Consider the following 14617-nt stretch of genomic DNA (forward strand, 5'->3'; position numbering starts at 1 on the left):
AGAAGCGTTTCCAGGCAAAGCCGGCAACGATTCGTAGCCCGGAAACGCGTGGCCGTAACCGCCGGCGCGCCGTCGCGCGCTGGCTTCGCAAAACTGGCCGCGTTTTCCCCGGGTTAGCCTGCGCGGACCTCGGCGATGTCGTTCCAGACGTCCTGGCGAACGATCTTGCCGTCGGCCAGATCGAACCGGTCAATGAATCGGATACCATCGAACGGCGTGCCGTCCGGCCATTCGCCTTCCAGCGTACCGGAGACGAACACCGTCTCGCCGGCAGCATCGAACCGCTCGAAACGCTTGCGCACAAAGCGGTAGCGGTCTTTCGACCAGGCAACGAGCTCCTCCAGCGTCCGCATTTCGCGCCCGCCGGGGAACACCATCACGAAACTGGGCGCCAACAGCGCCTTGGCGTCGTTAAGATCGCGCGCCTCCATCCGCCGGAGGAAGGTCTCGATCGTGGCCTGCTCATCCATCGCGCTTGCCTCCCTCGAAGCCCGACACCGACCGCCCGGACGACGCATCGAACGGCCCCTGCCCCTTCATCTCCGCCCAGACCGCAAAGCGCGGTGACGGCGTCACTTCGCCGGCGACCATCAGCTCGTGCCAGATCGTGCAGGCGTCCAGAAAGCAGTTCACGCCGCGCGGCCAGATCAGATAGCTGAGCGCCTCCACGATGCGCTCCTCCGCTACGGCGAGCGCATAAGCCTGGCGCAGATGATGGCGGATGCCGGCTTCGCTGCCGCGCGCGGCCTGGACGGCGAGAAGACAGAGCTCAACCAGAGCGGGCTCGATCCGCTCGCCGCTCAATGCGGCCACTCCACGCGCATAGGCAGCGTTCGGATCAAGCGCGGGCAGAAAGGTGGCCCAGTGGCGCTGGGCGAAGCTCAGCGTGTCGATGCCGTCTGCAAAGCCGGTGAGCGCGATCAGCGTTTCGGCCATCTCGTCGGTGCCGCCGGCCGCGCGAAAGAGCTCCAGATGATGGGTTCCGATCCCTTCCTCGACCGCGACCAGGATCGCCAGCCAGACGCACTCGCGCTCGAACGCGGAGAGATGGCGGGGCGCCACGGTCAGCGCCTTGTACATGGCGAGATAGGCCGCGTGCAGGTCCGGCGCGCCGGCGGCGAGCGCGCCATGGTGCGGCAGCAGGAAGCCGCGCGCCTGGGCAAGCTCCTCCAGCCGCGCCTTCAGCACCTCCGGTTCAGGCAGCGCGGGCATGTCGTCAGGCATCGGGATCGCTCCCGTGACCGCCCTGGCCGGGGAAGGTCGCCCAAATCCGGAACGGCTCGGACGCGACGACCTCGCCGGAGGCGATCAGCTCCTTCCAGACCTCCGCGGCCGTGACAAAAAAGGGCACGCTTGCCGGGAACATGGTGAGCGAGATCGCCTCGGCGAGATCCGCCTCCGGGACCCCGGCCTCGTAGGCGAGCGCGATCTGCCAGCGCAGGCCGTCGAAGTCGCCGTTGCAGATCTGAACGACGCAGGCCGCGAGATGGCAAAGCCGGGGCTCCGCCCCTTGGCCGGCGCGCGCAAGGGTGCGGCCCCATTCGTCGCGGGTCGCAATCCCCGGCAGGTGGTCGCCCCAATGTTCCGCCACGAAGCGATAGGCGCGAAAGCCGTTAACGCTCGCCGTCAGCGCCAGGCAGGCGCGGACCTCGTCGTCGGTTCCGCCGGCCTTGCGGAACTTCTCGATGTGGTGGGTGGCAATTTCCTCCTTGGCCGCAATCAGGATGGCCAGCCAGACGAACTCGCGGTCGTGATGCGAGAGCACCCGATCTTCCAAGGCGAGCGCAGTGTAGGCGGCATCATAGGCGGCAAGCAGGTTCGGCGCCGTCAGCGCCATCAGCCCGTGATGGGGCAGCAGATAGCCGCGCTTTTCCTTCAGCGCCGCGAGCTTCTCCGTCAGATCGTCCGGGGTCATGCGGCCTCCTTGCTCGATCCAGCCGCCAGATCCTCGCGCACGAAATCGGCGGCCTTGAACCCGATCAGCATCGTGGGCGCATGGGTGTTGCAGCTCGCCATGGTCGGAATTGCCGAGGCGTCCGCGATCCGAAGCCCGTCGATCCCGTTGACCCGCAGTCGGCCATCGCACACGGCCATCGTGTCCGTCCCCATCCGGCAGGAGCCCACCGGATGGAACACGGTGTCGGCGTTGGCCCGGATGAAGTCGTCCAGATCGTCGTCGCTGACGAGATCGGCGCCTGGCTTGCGCTCCGCGCCGCGATAGCGGTCGAAGGCCGGTTGGGCGAAGATCTCGCGAAGCCGACGCACGCCTTCGCGCAGAACCGCGATGTCTTTCGGCGCGCTCAGATAGTTGCCGAGGATGGCAGGGGCTTTGAGCGGATCGGCCGAGGCAAGCGTGATCTCGCCACGGCTTTCCGGACGCATCTGATAGATGTTCGCGAAGAAGCCATGGCCGCCGTCGGCGCTGCCTTTGGAAAAAGGCAAGCGTACGGTCGCGGTCGAACGGCCCGGCAAGAAGTGAGCCTGCAGGTCCGGCAACTCCGGATCGAGACCGGAGCGCAGAAAGGCACCGGCCTCCAGCGGAAAGCGCGCCGCCGGGCCGGTACCGGTGGCGATCGCCTGCACGAGGGCGAAGGCCGCCTTGTCGGCCCGCATCAGCCGGTGCAAGCTGACCGGCTCGGTGCAGTCATATTCGACGCGCACCAAGAGGTGATCCTGCAGATTCTTACCCACCCCCGGAAGATCCGCCGCGACATCGATCCCGTGGCGGGCAAGTTCGTCGGCCGGCCCGATGCCCGACAGCATCAGAAGCTGCGGCGTGTTCACCGTACCGCCGGAGAGCACCACTTCGTGGCGCGCCCGGCAGATCTCCCGCTTGCCGTCGCGCACGATCTCGACGCCGGCCGCGCGGCCGTTGTCCACCAGCACCCGGGTGGCCTGGGCACCGGTGAGAACGGTCAGGTTCGCCCGCCCCATTTCCGGCACCAGGAAGGCCCGTGCCGAACTGACCCGCCTGCCGTTGGAGATCGTGTAGTCGTAGCGCCCGACCCCTTCCGGCGCCGGACCGTTGAAGTCTGTGGTCAGCGGCAATCCAGCCTGCTGACCCGCTTCCAGAAAGGCTTCGGAGAGCGGGTTGATGTCCTGGAGCGTGGACAGCGGCTGGGGTCCGCCGCCGCCATGGACATCGCTGTCGCCGCCCCAATGGCCTTCGATCCGGCGATAGGCCGGCAGCACCTTGTCCCAGCTCCACTCCGGCAGGCCCATCTGCGCCCAGCCATAGTAGTCTGTGGGCAGTCCACGGGTCCACACCATGCCGTTGATCGACGACGAACCGCCGAGAACCTTGCCGCGCGGCCAGAACAGCCGGCGGCCATTCAAACCCGGCTCCGGTTCGGTATGGTAGAACCAGTTGGCGTAGTGTCCGCGCAGGAGGATGCCGGTCATCATCGGCACATGAAACAGCGGGTTGCGATCGGTGCCGCCGGCCTCGATCACCAGGACCCGCAGATCGGTCTCGCGCGCGAGGCGCCCGGCCACCACCGCACCGCCCGAGCCGGACCCGACGACAATGACATCCGCTTCGTGGTCGCTCTTCATCTGACGCCTCGCTTACACACTTTCACACAATCCCTCTGGCGGCGACGTGGGCCTCGTACATGGCCTCCAGCAGCGTACGCGGGGCCACCGCATCGCCAATCACCTGCACCGGCACCCTCAAAGCCTCGAGCGCGCCTTGGAAATCGGTCGCCGCCTCCGGCAGAGCCACATGCACGACCCGGGTAAACGGCCCCAGCGTCTCGTCCCGGCCCGTACCGGTGTTCCGGCAGGTCAGTTGTCCGTTGTCACAGGACGTCGGCTGGTAGCCGAGCCGCAAAGCGACGCCGGCGTGGCCCAGCCGGTCCAGCGCCGTCATTCGGCTATAGAGTGTCACCGACCAGAGCGGCGAGGTCGGCCGCGAAATCAGCTCCACCTTTGCGCCGGCGGCCGCCAGCGTCTCCGCCACGGAGAGCGAGGCCCACGAGCCGGTCTCGTCCCAGACCGCCACCCGCGCGCCCTGCCACTCCGCGCGCGGCGTTTCCAACGCCGAGATCGGATCGATCGGCGTGGTGCCGGCAAGAGCGCCGGCGCCATGGCGCGCGCCGGTCGCCAGGACCACCAGGTCGGCGCCGAAGCCGGCCACACTGTCGGGGTCCGCCTCCCGGCTCGTCTCCACACGCACGCCGGTGCGCTCGAGCGAAGCGACCAGCCAGTCGCGCATGGCAAAGAGATCGCCCCGGCCATGGCCGGTCCCGGCGACGGTCAAAATACCGCCCAGCGTCCCAGCGCGCTCCCAGAGCGTGACCTCATGGCCGGCGAGCGCGGCAAGACGCGCGGCCTCCAAGCCGGCCGGGCCGCCACCCAGCACGAGCACCCGGCGCGGTGTCGCGGCGGCCGGCGGTGTCTCGTCCCAATCGGCCTCCTTGCCGAGGCGCGGGTTCATCATACAGGTGATCGGCCGATGGATGCCGACCTGGCCGATGCAATAGTTGTGCGACACGCATGGCCGGATTTCCGCCTCGCGTCCCTCGCGGCTTTTCGCAATCAGGTCGGGATCGGCCATGTGCGCCCGATTGAGGCCGACCATGTCGATCCGACCACGGGCGAGCGTGTCCTCGACCTCCGCCAGGGTGCGGTAGCGATTCGCAGTCAAAAGCGGCAGATCGCCGATCACCGGACGAAGCTGCTCGGTCAGCTCGCGAAACGGATGCGGCGGCATCGCCATGTCGGCGACGTGGTAGCCGATGCTCGGCCACTGATAGGCTGCGACCGAGGCATTGATGAACGCGACGCCGGGAATGGCCGCCGCCCGGCGCGTTACCTCGCGCTGCTCGTCCGGGCCGAGCCCGTCGGGCATCAAGTCCTCCACGCTGGTGCGCACGCCGACCGCCATGCGGCCCACCATCGCGTCCGCCACCGCCCGCACCACCTCCAGCGGATAGCGCAGCCGGTTTTCGAAGCTGCCGCCATAGTCGTCGGCGCGGACATTCGCGCCCGGCGACAGGAATTGGTGCAACAGATGGCCGTGGCCGAGATGGACCTCCAATCCCTCGAAGCCGGCCGACAGCGCCATCTCGGCGGTGGCGACGTAGGCGGCGGTGACCTCTTCCATCTCCGCCCGCGTCATGGCGTGGGGAACCTCGCCGCCAGCGACCCAGGGCACGGCGGAGGGGCCCCAGGCCGGCAGCCGGTCGACCCCGTTCTCGCCGTGGCGGCCGGCATGGGTGATCTGGACGAAGATCCGCGCGCCTTCTGCCCGCACCGCGTCGACAATGCGGCACAGCCCATCGCGAGTGGACGGATCGGAGCCCGACAGGCCGCCCGACCGGCCAAGCGAGGTCCGGTGCACCCGGAGCGGCTCCACGATCACCAGGCCCACCCCGGCGCGGGCGCGCTCGCGCAGATAGTCGACGTGCCGGCTGGTCGGCCGGAAATCGACGCCGAAATTGGTGGTGTGTGCCGGCAGAAAGGTCCGGTTGCGCACCGTCACGCCCGCCAGATCGAACGGGGTGAAAGTGCGCGCGTAGGCCGTGCTCATTGTCGCGACGCGGCCTCGGGCGGTCCGACCTTTTCGCCGGTCTTGGTGTCGACGAGGGCGAGCTCGACATAGACCTTGCCGGTGCCGCCATGATCGATGCCGGTGTCGAAACAGTCGAAATGGCGGAAGCTTCCCGAAATCGGATGCAAACCTTCCGCGATCCGGTCCTGCGCCATCAGGATCGCCGGCTGCAGCTTCGCCACGATGCCCAGGCAAAGATTGGCGCTCGACTTCTCGGCCAAGAGCCGGCCTTTGATGTCGAACACGAAGGTCTCGCCCTCCAAAATCTTATTGGCGCAATGAAAGGCGCGCGTGACGGTCGCGACGATCTCGCACTCTTCGATCGGCGGCTGGTTGGAGCGATCGCTCATCGCGCCCCCTGCGCCAGCATGCGCTGGGTCACCGGCTCGTGGGTGTCGGCGCGGCGTATATGGACCTCCGCCAGCGCCTTGGAGGCGCCCTCGTCGGTCCCGGTGATGGGGCATTCGATGTAGCGCCAGATGCAGGTCAGCGGATTGAGGCCTTCCGCGGCGCGGTCGAAGGTCATGTAGAAGATCGACAAGACCGGCGACATCAGGTGCACGCAGAGCGGCGCATCGGAGAGCTCCGGCTTCACCTTGTGGCGCATGTCGAAGACGATGGTCTGGCCTTCGCGCACGCCGCAGGCGCAACCGCTGGGGCTTTTGGTCACCGTCACGACGATCTCGTAGGCGTCGAGCCAGCCGATCCCGAGATGGCGACGGCCGGAGAACAGGTTCTTCGCCTCCGGCGACAGCCGCGCCAGATCCGCGTCGGTGAAGTCGAGCGCCGGCTTCAGCGTTTCCGCCATCTCGTCGAGATTGTCGTCCTCCTGGACGTAGTAAGGATCGATCCGTCGCGGCGTGTCGCCCATCGGGGCCTCCCTGGTCAGATGGCCGTGACGCCGCCGTCGACGACCAGGACGTGGCCGGTGACGTAGGCGGAGGCCGGAGCTGCGAGGAACAAGGCGGCCCGAGCGACCTCGTCGGGTAGACCGAACCGTCCGAGCGGCACTGCGTCGACGATACCGGCCCGGCGCTCCGGGTCGGCCCGGGCAACGGCGGTCATGCCGGTCTCGATCGGCCCCGGCGCCACGGCATTGACGCGGCCGCCGAAGACGGAAAACTCGATCGCGAGCGTCCGGGCGAGACCGTTCACGCCCGCCTTGGAGGCCGCGTAGGACGTGGCCCGGCGATGGCCGACAAGCCCCACCTGGCTGGAAAACAGCACCAGCGATCCCCCGCCGGCCGCCTTGAACACCGGCTCCACGGCCCGCGCGACATGGAACGGCCCGTCGAGATTGATCGACAGCACCCGCTTCCAATCGTCGTCGGTGGTGTCGCTCAAGCCGCGATATTCGAACACGCCCGCCGTCAGGACAAGCGCATCCACACCGCCGAGCGCGTCCGCCATCTCACCGACAGCCCGGTCAACGTCGGCGCCATCGGTGATGTCGCAGGTGCCTACGACCCCCCCGTCATCGACCGTCTCGCCGGGGAGCGTGGTCGCGGCAACCTTCGCGCCGGCGGCCGTCGCCAGACGGACGACCGCCTGGCCGATGCCGGATCCTCCCCCCATCACCAGGAGCTTAAGGCCCGAAATATCGACCAGAGGCGATATCGTGTCCGCCATGATCAAGCCGCCTTACGCGCGATGATCAACGTCCAGGGAAAACGCCAGGACATCATCTCCGGCGCAAGCGAGCCGTCGAATTCCTCGAACGGCACGATCTCCACGTCGTCGAAGCCGGCGTCGCGGTGGGCCGCCACGATGTCCATCTCGTTGAGCGGCACCATGAACGGCTCGTTGTTGCGGGCGGAATGGCCGTAGTGGATGTAGGTCTTGAACGGATCGTCCCGCACCAGGAAGTCGAGATGGATCGACAGCCCACCCGGCGCCAGCAGCCGGTGGGTCTCCTTCAGGAGCGCCTTGATGTGCGAGGGCGGCATCTCGTGCAGCACCATGGAGGACGTGACGATGTCGTTCTCGCCGGCCTCGAGCCCGGTCGCGATCGCATCCGCCTGCTTGTACAGCACGTTCTGCGCCTGCCGCTCCGCCGCCCGCTGGGCGGCGACCTTCAGGCACGGCGCGGACAGCTCCACGCCCACCACGGAAATGTCCGGATGGCCGGCATAATAGGGCTGCGTCGACGCCCCGAAGCCGCAGCCGAGATCTACCACCTTCTTCACATCGCGACCGGCGCGCGCCATCGCCTGATCGGCGAGCCGATCCCACAAGGTGGCATGGTCCTTCAGCATCGGCGCGGTCGACTGGCCGCCGCGCTCGTAGACATAGCCGGCGATTTCGTCGCTCCAGACCCCGCCGGGATGCTGATGGATGTCGATCGAGGTGTAGTATTCCGGCTGCTCGAAGTCGGGATCGAGCTGCAACAGGTGATCCGGCACTTCGCGGTTGAGGTCGGCCAGGATCTCGTCGCGATAGGCGTCGTAGTGCACCGCGAGCCCGTACATGCCGGAATATTTCATCCGCTGCAGATGACGCTCGAACCAGCCGAAGAACTGAGCGGTGGTGTCGGACGCCATCAGCGCCTTGACGTCCTCGCCCGTCTTCGGCGTGTCGCCCTCCTCCGCAGCGGCGACCGCGTAGCGCTTCTTCAACTCCGGAAACATCTCACGCGTCCAGAACAGCTTACAGTCCAGAACGAAGGACTGGTAGGCATCGAGCTTCCGGCTCTTCGGTATCGTGTCGAACATGGGGGTGCCTTCCCTGGATCATATTTCAGGAGGTTGCGCCGATGCAGCGCGCACCCATGAAACGTGATCGCTTCCAATGGGATAGAGCGCGATCCGGAGGCCGGATCGCCGAGCGCCCTACTCCTTGTTGAACTTGTCGACGCCTTCCTCGGGCGCGCCCAGCGAAACCTCGATCCCCAGCGTGCAGCGCATCAACTCGCTGGAGAAGGCGCGGCGCGCGGCATCGAGCTTTTCCTGCTGCGCCTCGCTCGGAACGAACTCGTCCAGCGCCTTGGCGGTCACCGGCGTACCGCTTTCCAAAAGTATTTCCAGGGTAGCGAGGCGATCGCGGGTGACGTGCAGCTCCGCCGCCATGGTCATCACCATGGCCAACAGACGGTCGACGGCCTGGTCGTCGAAAAAGGTCTGCTCCGGCTTCAGCGGCAGACCGGACGGGTGGTCGGATATGATCATCGATATTCTCCTCGGCCCTAGAGCCTTTTCCGATCAGGTGGAATCACCTGATCGATAAGAAATGGCCCCAGATTCAATAGCTTGAGCAATTTCTTTTCGTTCAGATCGACCCGATCTGAACGGGAAATGCTCTAACGGCCTTGGTCAGCTGGACGACCGGCCGCCGGCACGGCGACGGCGGCCGGTCGTCTTGGCGTGCGCGTTACGCTTTGGTGTTCTGGATCAGCTCCCAGGCCCCTTCGCCGAACGCCTCGGTCGCGAGCTTCTTGTTGAGGGGCTCCATGGCGGTCGCGAGCGCGGCGGCATCGAGGTCGATGAGCGCGTCTGCGCCGTTGGCGTCCGACCAGGTTTTCAGGTCCTTCGACTTCTGATCGAGGCCGGCCTGGTAATAGTAAGTCTCCTCCAGCTCATCGAACGAGGACTGCAGGACCTTCTGCTCGTCGGCCGACAGGCCGTTCCAGGCCGAAGTGGAGATCACTTCCTTGTCGAGGGCGAGGCCGAAGTCCGGCACGACGACGTGCTTACAGACTTCGTAGAACTTGAACTGCACGGCCGGATTGAGGGCCGTCAGCACGCCGTCGACGATGCCGTTCTGCAGCGACAGATAGACCTCGTTGAACGGGATCGGAGTCGGCACCGCACCGAAGAAGTTCAGCGCCTCGATGCAGCCCTTGATCTGCGGCGCGCGGATCTTGCGCTCCTTCAGCTCGGAGAGATCGCTGATCGGCTCCTTCAGCATCAGGTTGTAGCCGCCGAGACGGCCGACGCCGAGCAGGCGCGCGTTGTATTTCTGCTCAAGCACCTCGGAGCACTTGGTGCCGATCTCGGTCTCCAGCACGGCCTTGGCCTGGGCCCCGTTCTTGAAGAAATACGGGCTGTAGAGAACGTCGAACTGCTCGGTGCCGGTGTAGGCGCCGTTGTAGACATCGAGGCTGCCCAGCGCCATCGACTCGATCAGGTCCTTCTCGCCGCCGAGCGTTCCGGCAAAGATCTCGAACGACAATTCGCCGTTGGTCTTCTCCTTGATGGTGTCGGAGAGCTTGGCGTTGAAGGTGTTCGACAGGGTCTGCGGACCGCCGGCATTGCCGTAGCGCAGAACGGTGGCGGCACGGGCACGCAGCGGCAGCGCGGTCATGGCAGCGACGGCGGCAGCACCGCCCATCAATCCGCGACGGGTAAGATCGAAGGTCATTGTTCCATCCTCTGGTTGGTGATGTTCGCTTCTCAAAGGAGCAGGTGTGGAAGGTAGGTGGAGAACCAAGGCACGTAGGTGAGCACCAGAAGTGCGATCCACAGGACCAGGTAGAACGGCAGACCGCCCCGGAACACGTCCAGCATTCCGATCCCGGATATTCGCGCCATAACGAAAAGATTGAGCCCGACCGGCGGCGTGATCATCCCGAGCACCAGGTTGAACACCATCACCAGGCCGAAATGGATCGGATCGACGCCAAGCCCGGTCATCAGCGGGAAGAAGATCGGCGACAGGATCAGCATCAACGGCATGGCATCGAGGAAGGTGCCGAGAATGAGCAACAGCACGTTGATGATCAGGAACAGGACATAAGGGTCGTTGCTGATCGACAGGAGCAACGACTGGACCATCCGTCCGAGGCCGGCGAGCACGGCGATCTGGCCGAAGATCTGGCTCATGGCGACCGTCATCATGATCACCGCGGTCGTCATCGCGGCGGAGACGGCGGCATCGAAATAGTCGTTCAGCGTCATGTCACGATAGACGAAGACACCGATCACGATGGTGTAGAGCACCACCACGGCCGCCGCCTCCGTCGGCGTGGCAATGCCGAACACCTTGGTGCAAATGATGATGACCGGCGCGCCCAGCGGTAGGATGCCCGCTCGGATCGCGCTCCAGCGCTCTTTAGCGCTCTTCTTCTCCTCGCGCGGAATGTTGTTGCGACGGGCGAGATAGCCGCTCATCGCGATCAAGCCGACATACATCAAGATGCCGGGAAGAATGCCCGCGATGAAGAGCGCGCCCACCGACAGGTTGGCGATAGAGGCGAGCAGGATGAACAGGATCGAGGGCGGGATGATCGGCCCCATCGCCGCGGCGGCGGAAATCACGCCGGCGGCGTAGCGCTCCGGATAGCCGCGCCGCTTCATCTCGGGGATCAGGATCGAGCCGGTGGCAGCGGCATCGGCGACCGCCGAGCCGGACACGCCCGCCAGGAACAGGTTGCTGGTGATGCCCACATTGGCGATGCCGCCGGGCCGGTGCGCGACGAGACTGCTTGCCAGATTAATCAGGCGTCTGGTGACGCCTGCTTTCGTCATCAACTCGCCCGCCAACACGTACATCGGCACCGCGAGCATGGCGTAGCTATCGACGCCGCTGGTGATCGCCTTGACGAACAGAACCGGGTTGACCGGACGCGCATCGAACTGGCTTACGGCGATGAACGTGAGCGCCGCGACGCCGACCGAGAACGCGATATCCATGCCCAACAGCACGAACACGAACAGCAGAAGGATGCAGATCGTCAGAAGCATGGAGCGAAGTGCCGTCCTGGATCGTCAGGGCGATCGGGAGACGAAAGGGCCGCGCCCTCCGTCCGAGATCGGTCCGAAACAACAAGCTCGACAGGTTCCATCGGCATCATAGAGAGAACCTGTCCCATCGGGATGAACACGGTGCCGATCAGGAGTCCCCGAGCGCGACGGGGTCGTCCACATGACCCTTGAGGAGACGCCAGATCCGCCAGACTTCGTTGATCAGGAGGAGGATGGCGCCCACCGGCAGCGCCCAGAACTTCCAGCCATCCGACAGCCCGGTCGCGTAGGAAATCGTGCCCGATGTCAGCTTGATGATCGGTACCGAGTACCAGAGGATCATCAACAGGATCCCGACGGTCATCAGATGCATCGCCAGCTCGATCACACGCCGCGGCTTCGTCGGCACCCGGTCGATGATCGCCGTCATCCGGATATTGAACCCGGCGAAATAGGCAAATCCCGCGCCGATAAAAATAAGCCAGATGAACAAGAGCTTTGGAAGCTCTTCGCCCCACATCGGCGGCGCGTTGAACAGGTACCGCATCGTAACGGAATACAGGACCAATCCAGTAAAGAGCGAAAGGATGACGGCGCAAAGCAAGGCACCCGCCTTCCGAAATAGCTGGAATGCAGCCGTTCCGCGCATGCTTTCTGTTCCCCTTTTGCTGTTTTCGCCCGCGACCCTCAGCGCGCATCTGCGCCTTCAAGTCACCCGGTCCAGGAGCCGGCGAATGGGCACCGCGAACCGGATGGGCTTCAGCTTGTGTCTCCGCTTAATGTCCTATAGATAAGACAGCGTGTCCATAGGGTTTTGAGCAGATCCTGCGCCGGATCGCCCACGCAGCGTCCTTTTGCTGCGGCCCGGATGCTCCTGTCCTCGCGAAACAACCCATCACAAGGAGCCGGCCTTGGAGAGCGTCGACATCGTGATCGTCGGAGCGGGCACGGCGGGCATGCCCTGCGCCATCGAAGCCGTCGCAACCGGCGCTCGCGTGCTGGTGATCGAACAGGCCGATGCGCCGGGCGGGACGCTGCACGTCAGCCTCGGCCAGCTCAGCGGCGCGGGCTCCAAGCTGCAAGCGGCGCACGGCATCGAAGACAGCGCCGAGGCCCATCTCGCCGACATCGACCGGATCAATCGCGGCACCGGCCGCGCCGATGTGCTGCGCCGCACCGTGCCGGCCCAGGGCGACACCATCGACTGGCTGATGGAAAACGGCTTTGCGATGGATCCTGCCTGCCCGGCGATCCTGCACCTGCACGAGGCCTACCGCGTCGCCCGCACCTATTGGGGTGTCGAAGGCGGCATCTCGGTTCTGAAGGCGGTGCGGCCGCTGTTTGAACGGGCAATGGCCGAGCCCAACGCCGAGATCCGCTACGCGACCCGCGCCGTGTCCCTTCTCACCGATGGCTCCGGCGCGGTGACCGGCCTTCGCCTCGCCGATCGTGAGACCGGATCCGAAACCGAGATCGCCGCCAGCTCGGTCGTGCTGGCAACCGGCGGCTACGGCGCCAACGCGGAGCTGTTCGCCCGGCTGACCGGCGGCCGACCGCTTGTCACTGCGGCGATGGAGACCTCCACCGGTACCGGCCTGGAAATGGCGGAAGCGGTCGGTGCCCGCATCGTCGGGGAGGACCTGTTCCTGCCCACCTATGCCGGCGTGGTCAGCGAACCCGGCGGCAACCGGATTGTCTGGCGCCAGATGCCGAGCCTGACGCCGCAGGTGCGCCAGCCGTGGGAGCTGCACCTGGCGCCCGACGGCCGGCGCTTCGTGCGCGAGGACGATCCGAGCGTCGACGCCCGCGAACACGCGCTGGAGAACCTGCCGGCGCTTTCGTTCTGGTGCGTCTTCGACGAGGCGATCCTAGCGGCTGCCCCGCCGCTTCTGCCCGGTTGGACCGAGAAGGAGCTGGCCTTGGCCTGGGCGGGCAAACGTCCCGATTTCGTAGCGGCCGACGGGATCGATGATCTCGCGGCCAAGACCGGGATGGCGGCGGACAACCTGCGCGAGGCGCTCGCCGACTATGCCGCTGCGTGCACCGGCGAGATGGTCGACCCGATGCGCCGCGTCCATTGTCCGATGCCGATCCGCGGGCCCGCCTTCCGGGCCGTGAAGATGCACGGGATCGTGCTGAAGACCGCCGCCGGCCTGGATATCGACGACACGATGCGCGTTCGCCGCGCCGAAGGCGGCGTGATCGACGGCCTCTATGCCGTTGGAGAGGCGATCGGTGGCTCCACACTGTCCGGCAAAGGTTTCGTCAGCGGCATGAGCGTCACCCCGGCGCTGACGCTCGGCCGCTGGCTCGGACACACCCTCGGCCGAACGCTTGCTTCCAAGGAGACCGTATGAGCACAGAGCCCCAAGTCCTGCGCGGCTTCGCCACCGTTGATGGCGGACAGGTGCACTATCGCCATGCCGGCGGCACGGACGGCACGCCATTGGTGATGATCCACCAGTCGCCCGGCTCTTCCAAGCAGCTTGAAGGCGCGATGGCGGAGCTTGCCGCTCTGGGCCGGCGAACGATCGCCCCCGATACCGCCGGAAATGGCGATTCCACCCCGCTTGCCCTGGAAAGTCCGGCAATCGCCGACCTTGCCGCGCGCGCAGTCGCGGCCCTGGACGGGCTCGCCTCCGGCCGGTTCGATCTGTATGGCAGCCACACCGGCGCTTCGCTCGCCATGGAGATCGCCATTGCGCATCCCGACCGCGTGCGGAGCCTGGTGATCGACGGCATGGGGCTTTATGACGCGGACCTGCAGTCGGAAGTGCTGGAGCGTTACGCCCGCGAAATCCGGCCCGATGCGGAAGCCACCCACTTGATGAAGGTCTGGCATTTCTGCCGTGACCAGTTCCTGTTCTGGCCCTATTACAATCGCACCGCCGCCGGCCGGTTGCCGAACGGCCTTCCCGACGACGACGAGCTCCACGATTTCGTGGTGGAGGTGCTGAAGTCGGTCCGCAGCTATCATCTGAGCTACCGGGCGGCCTTCCGTCATCCCAAACGCGAGCGGCTGCCGCTGATCACCGTGCCCACGCTGGTGGTCTGCTCTCCTTCCGACATGCTCTACGAGTATTTCGAGCCGGTGGCGGAGCTGGTCCCCGGCGCGCGCAGGGCCGAGCTTCTGCCCTGGGGCGATCCGGACCATCACGCCCACGCCGCCCGCACCATCGATGGCTTCGTCGCCGAAACGGCGGACTGAAGGGGATAAGTCCGTGCGGGCCCCGCCGGGACGTGCTCAACCTATTGAACCCGGAGCCATTTCTTGCCGCTCAGATGGAAGCATCTGAGCGGAACGGATCTAGCCAACGAAATCGCGGACGCCGTCTGCGACCGGTCTCATGAGGCCGCCGTCAAAGGTCCAAGCGCCTCGGCAACG

The 14617-nt window shown here is 66.0% G+C and carries 15 protein-coding genes; 2 read left to right on the plus strand and 13 right to left on the minus strand.

The annotated features are described in order from the left end of the window. Positions 1–113 precede the first annotated feature (113 nt). From HNS03_RS23720 to HNS03_RS23780, 13 genes are all read right to left on the minus strand, one after another. Entirely contained in the window at positions 114–470 is a 357-nt protein-coding gene (locus HNS03_RS23720; RefSeq protein ID WP_367198522.1) for a nuclear transport factor 2 family protein, read from the minus strand. Next, positions 463–1224, minus strand: a complete 762-nt coding sequence (locus tag HNS03_RS23725) for a carboxymuconolactone decarboxylase family protein (RefSeq protein WP_367198523.1) — start codon at positions 1222–1224, stop codon at positions 463–465. The genes HNS03_RS23720 and HNS03_RS23725 overlap by 8 nt, the downstream gene beginning before the upstream one ends. Next, on the minus strand, positions 1217–1915 hold the full coding sequence (locus tag HNS03_RS23730) for a carboxymuconolactone decarboxylase family protein (protein WP_367198524.1): 699 nt from the start codon (positions 1913–1915) through the stop codon (positions 1217–1219). The genes HNS03_RS23725 and HNS03_RS23730 overlap by 8 nt, the downstream gene beginning before the upstream one ends. Continuing rightward, a complete protein-coding gene (locus HNS03_RS23735) occupies positions 1912–3555 on the minus strand; it encodes a GMC family oxidoreductase (RefSeq protein ID WP_367198525.1) in 1644 nt (547 codons plus the stop codon). The genes HNS03_RS23730 and HNS03_RS23735 overlap by 4 nt, the downstream gene beginning before the upstream one ends. A gap of 22 nt (positions 3556–3577) precedes the next feature. Beyond that, the gene (locus tag HNS03_RS23740; RefSeq protein WP_367198526.1) at positions 3578–5533 is read right to left on the minus strand and encodes an FAD-dependent oxidoreductase; all 1956 of its coding nucleotides are present in this window, start codon (positions 5531–5533) and stop codon (positions 3578–3580) included. Beyond that, the gene (locus HNS03_RS23745) at positions 5530–5904 is read right to left on the minus strand and encodes a hypothetical protein (RefSeq protein ID WP_367198527.1); all 375 of its coding nucleotides are present in this window, start codon (positions 5902–5904) and stop codon (positions 5530–5532) included. The genes HNS03_RS23740 and HNS03_RS23745 overlap by 4 nt, the downstream gene beginning before the upstream one ends. Continuing rightward, the gene (locus tag HNS03_RS23750; RefSeq protein WP_367198528.1) at positions 5901–6425 is read right to left on the minus strand and encodes a hypothetical protein; all 525 of its coding nucleotides are present in this window, start codon (positions 6423–6425) and stop codon (positions 5901–5903) included. Before HNS03_RS23750 ends, HNS03_RS23745 begins: the two co-directional genes overlap by 4 nt. 14 nt (positions 6426–6439) lie before the next feature. Then, a complete protein-coding gene (locus HNS03_RS23755) occupies positions 6440–7183 on the minus strand; it encodes an SDR family NAD(P)-dependent oxidoreductase (RefSeq protein WP_367198529.1) in 744 nt (247 codons plus the stop codon). 2 nt (positions 7184–7185) lie between these two features. Continuing rightward, positions 7186–8265, minus strand: coding sequence for a class I SAM-dependent methyltransferase (locus tag HNS03_RS23760; protein ID WP_367198530.1), 1080 nt, complete (start codon positions 8263–8265; stop codon positions 7186–7188). Positions 8266–8382: 117 nt separating this feature from the next. After that, complete coding sequence (locus HNS03_RS23765; RefSeq protein WP_367198531.1) at positions 8383–8718, minus strand: hypothetical protein; 336 nt, start codon at positions 8716–8718, stop codon at positions 8383–8385. Positions 8719–8920: 202 nt separating this feature from the next. After that, positions 8921–9910, minus strand: coding sequence for a TRAP transporter substrate-binding protein (locus tag HNS03_RS23770; protein WP_367198532.1), 990 nt, complete (start codon positions 9908–9910; stop codon positions 8921–8923). A 32-nt stretch (positions 9911–9942) separates the two neighbouring features. Further along, positions 9943–11232, minus strand: coding sequence for a TRAP transporter large permease (locus HNS03_RS23775; protein WP_367198533.1), 1290 nt, complete (start codon positions 11230–11232; stop codon positions 9943–9945). A 148-nt stretch (positions 11233–11380) separates the two neighbouring features. Next, on the minus strand, positions 11381–11881 hold the full coding sequence (locus HNS03_RS23780) for a TRAP transporter small permease (RefSeq protein WP_367198534.1): 501 nt from the start codon (positions 11879–11881) through the stop codon (positions 11381–11383). Positions 11882–12143: 262 nt separating this feature from the next. Between HNS03_RS23780 and HNS03_RS23785 the strand changes: the two genes are divergently transcribed. Further along, a complete protein-coding gene (locus HNS03_RS23785) occupies positions 12144–13589 on the plus strand; it encodes an FAD-dependent oxidoreductase (protein ID WP_367198535.1) in 1446 nt (481 codons plus the stop codon). Next, a complete protein-coding gene (locus tag HNS03_RS23790; protein ID WP_367198536.1) occupies positions 13586–14440 on the plus strand; it encodes an alpha/beta fold hydrolase in 855 nt (284 codons plus the stop codon). The genes HNS03_RS23785 and HNS03_RS23790 overlap by 4 nt, the downstream gene beginning before the upstream one ends. Positions 14441–14617 lie beyond the last annotated feature (177 nt).

Origin of the sequence: Amorphus sp. 3PC139-8 (assembly GCF_040750475.1) — a bacterium.
Lineage (GTDB): Bacteria > Pseudomonadota > Alphaproteobacteria > Rhizobiales > Amorphaceae > Amorphus.

Bases quoted from the DNA above. Each gene is read 5' to 3' on its own strand.
- HNS03_RS23725 (WP_367198523.1), bottom strand. From the start codon at position 1,224: ATGCCTGACGACATGCCCGCGCTGCCTGAACCGGAGGTGCTGAAGGCG.
- HNS03_RS23735 (WP_367198525.1), bottom strand. From the start codon at position 3,555: ATGAAGAGCGACCACGAAGCGGATGTCATTGTCGTCGGGTCCGGCTCG.
- HNS03_RS23745 (WP_367198527.1), bottom strand. From the start codon at position 5,904: ATGAGCGATCGCTCCAACCAGCCGCCGATCGAAGAGTGCGAGATCGTC.
- HNS03_RS23760 (WP_367198530.1), bottom strand. From the start codon at position 8,265: ATGTTCGACACGATACCGAAGAGCCGGAAGCTCGATGCCTACCAGTCC.
- HNS03_RS23770 (WP_367198532.1), bottom strand. From the start codon at position 9,910: ATGACCTTCGATCTTACCCGTCGCGGATTGATGGGCGGTGCTGCCGCC.
- HNS03_RS23720 (WP_367198522.1), bottom strand. From the start codon at position 470: ATGGATGAGCAGGCCACGATCGAGACCTTCCTCCGGCGGATGGAGGCG.
- HNS03_RS23740 (WP_367198526.1), bottom strand. From the start codon at position 5,533: ATGAGCACGGCCTACGCGCGCACTTTCACCCCGTTCGATCTGGCGGGC.
- HNS03_RS23765 (WP_367198531.1), bottom strand. From the start codon at position 8,718: ATGATCATATCCGACCACCCGTCCGGTCTGCCGCTGAAGCCGGAGCAG.
- HNS03_RS23775 (WP_367198533.1), bottom strand. From the start codon at position 11,232: ATGCTTCTGACGATCTGCATCCTTCTGCTGTTCGTGTTCGTGCTGTTG.
- HNS03_RS23750 (WP_367198528.1), bottom strand. From the start codon at position 6,425: ATGGGCGACACGCCGCGACGGATCGATCCTTACTACGTCCAGGAGGAC.
- HNS03_RS23730 (WP_367198524.1), bottom strand. From the start codon at position 1,915: ATGACCCCGGACGATCTGACGGAGAAGCTCGCGGCGCTGAAGGAAAAG.
- HNS03_RS23790 (WP_367198536.1), top strand. From the start codon at position 13,586: ATGAGCACAGAGCCCCAAGTCCTGCGCGGCTTCGCCACCGTTGATGGC.
- HNS03_RS23755 (WP_367198529.1), bottom strand. From the start codon at position 7,183: ATGGCGGACACGATATCGCCTCTGGTCGATATTTCGGGCCTTAAGCTC.
- HNS03_RS23780 (WP_367198534.1), bottom strand. From the start codon at position 11,881: ATGCGCGGAACGGCTGCATTCCAGCTATTTCGGAAGGCGGGTGCCTTG.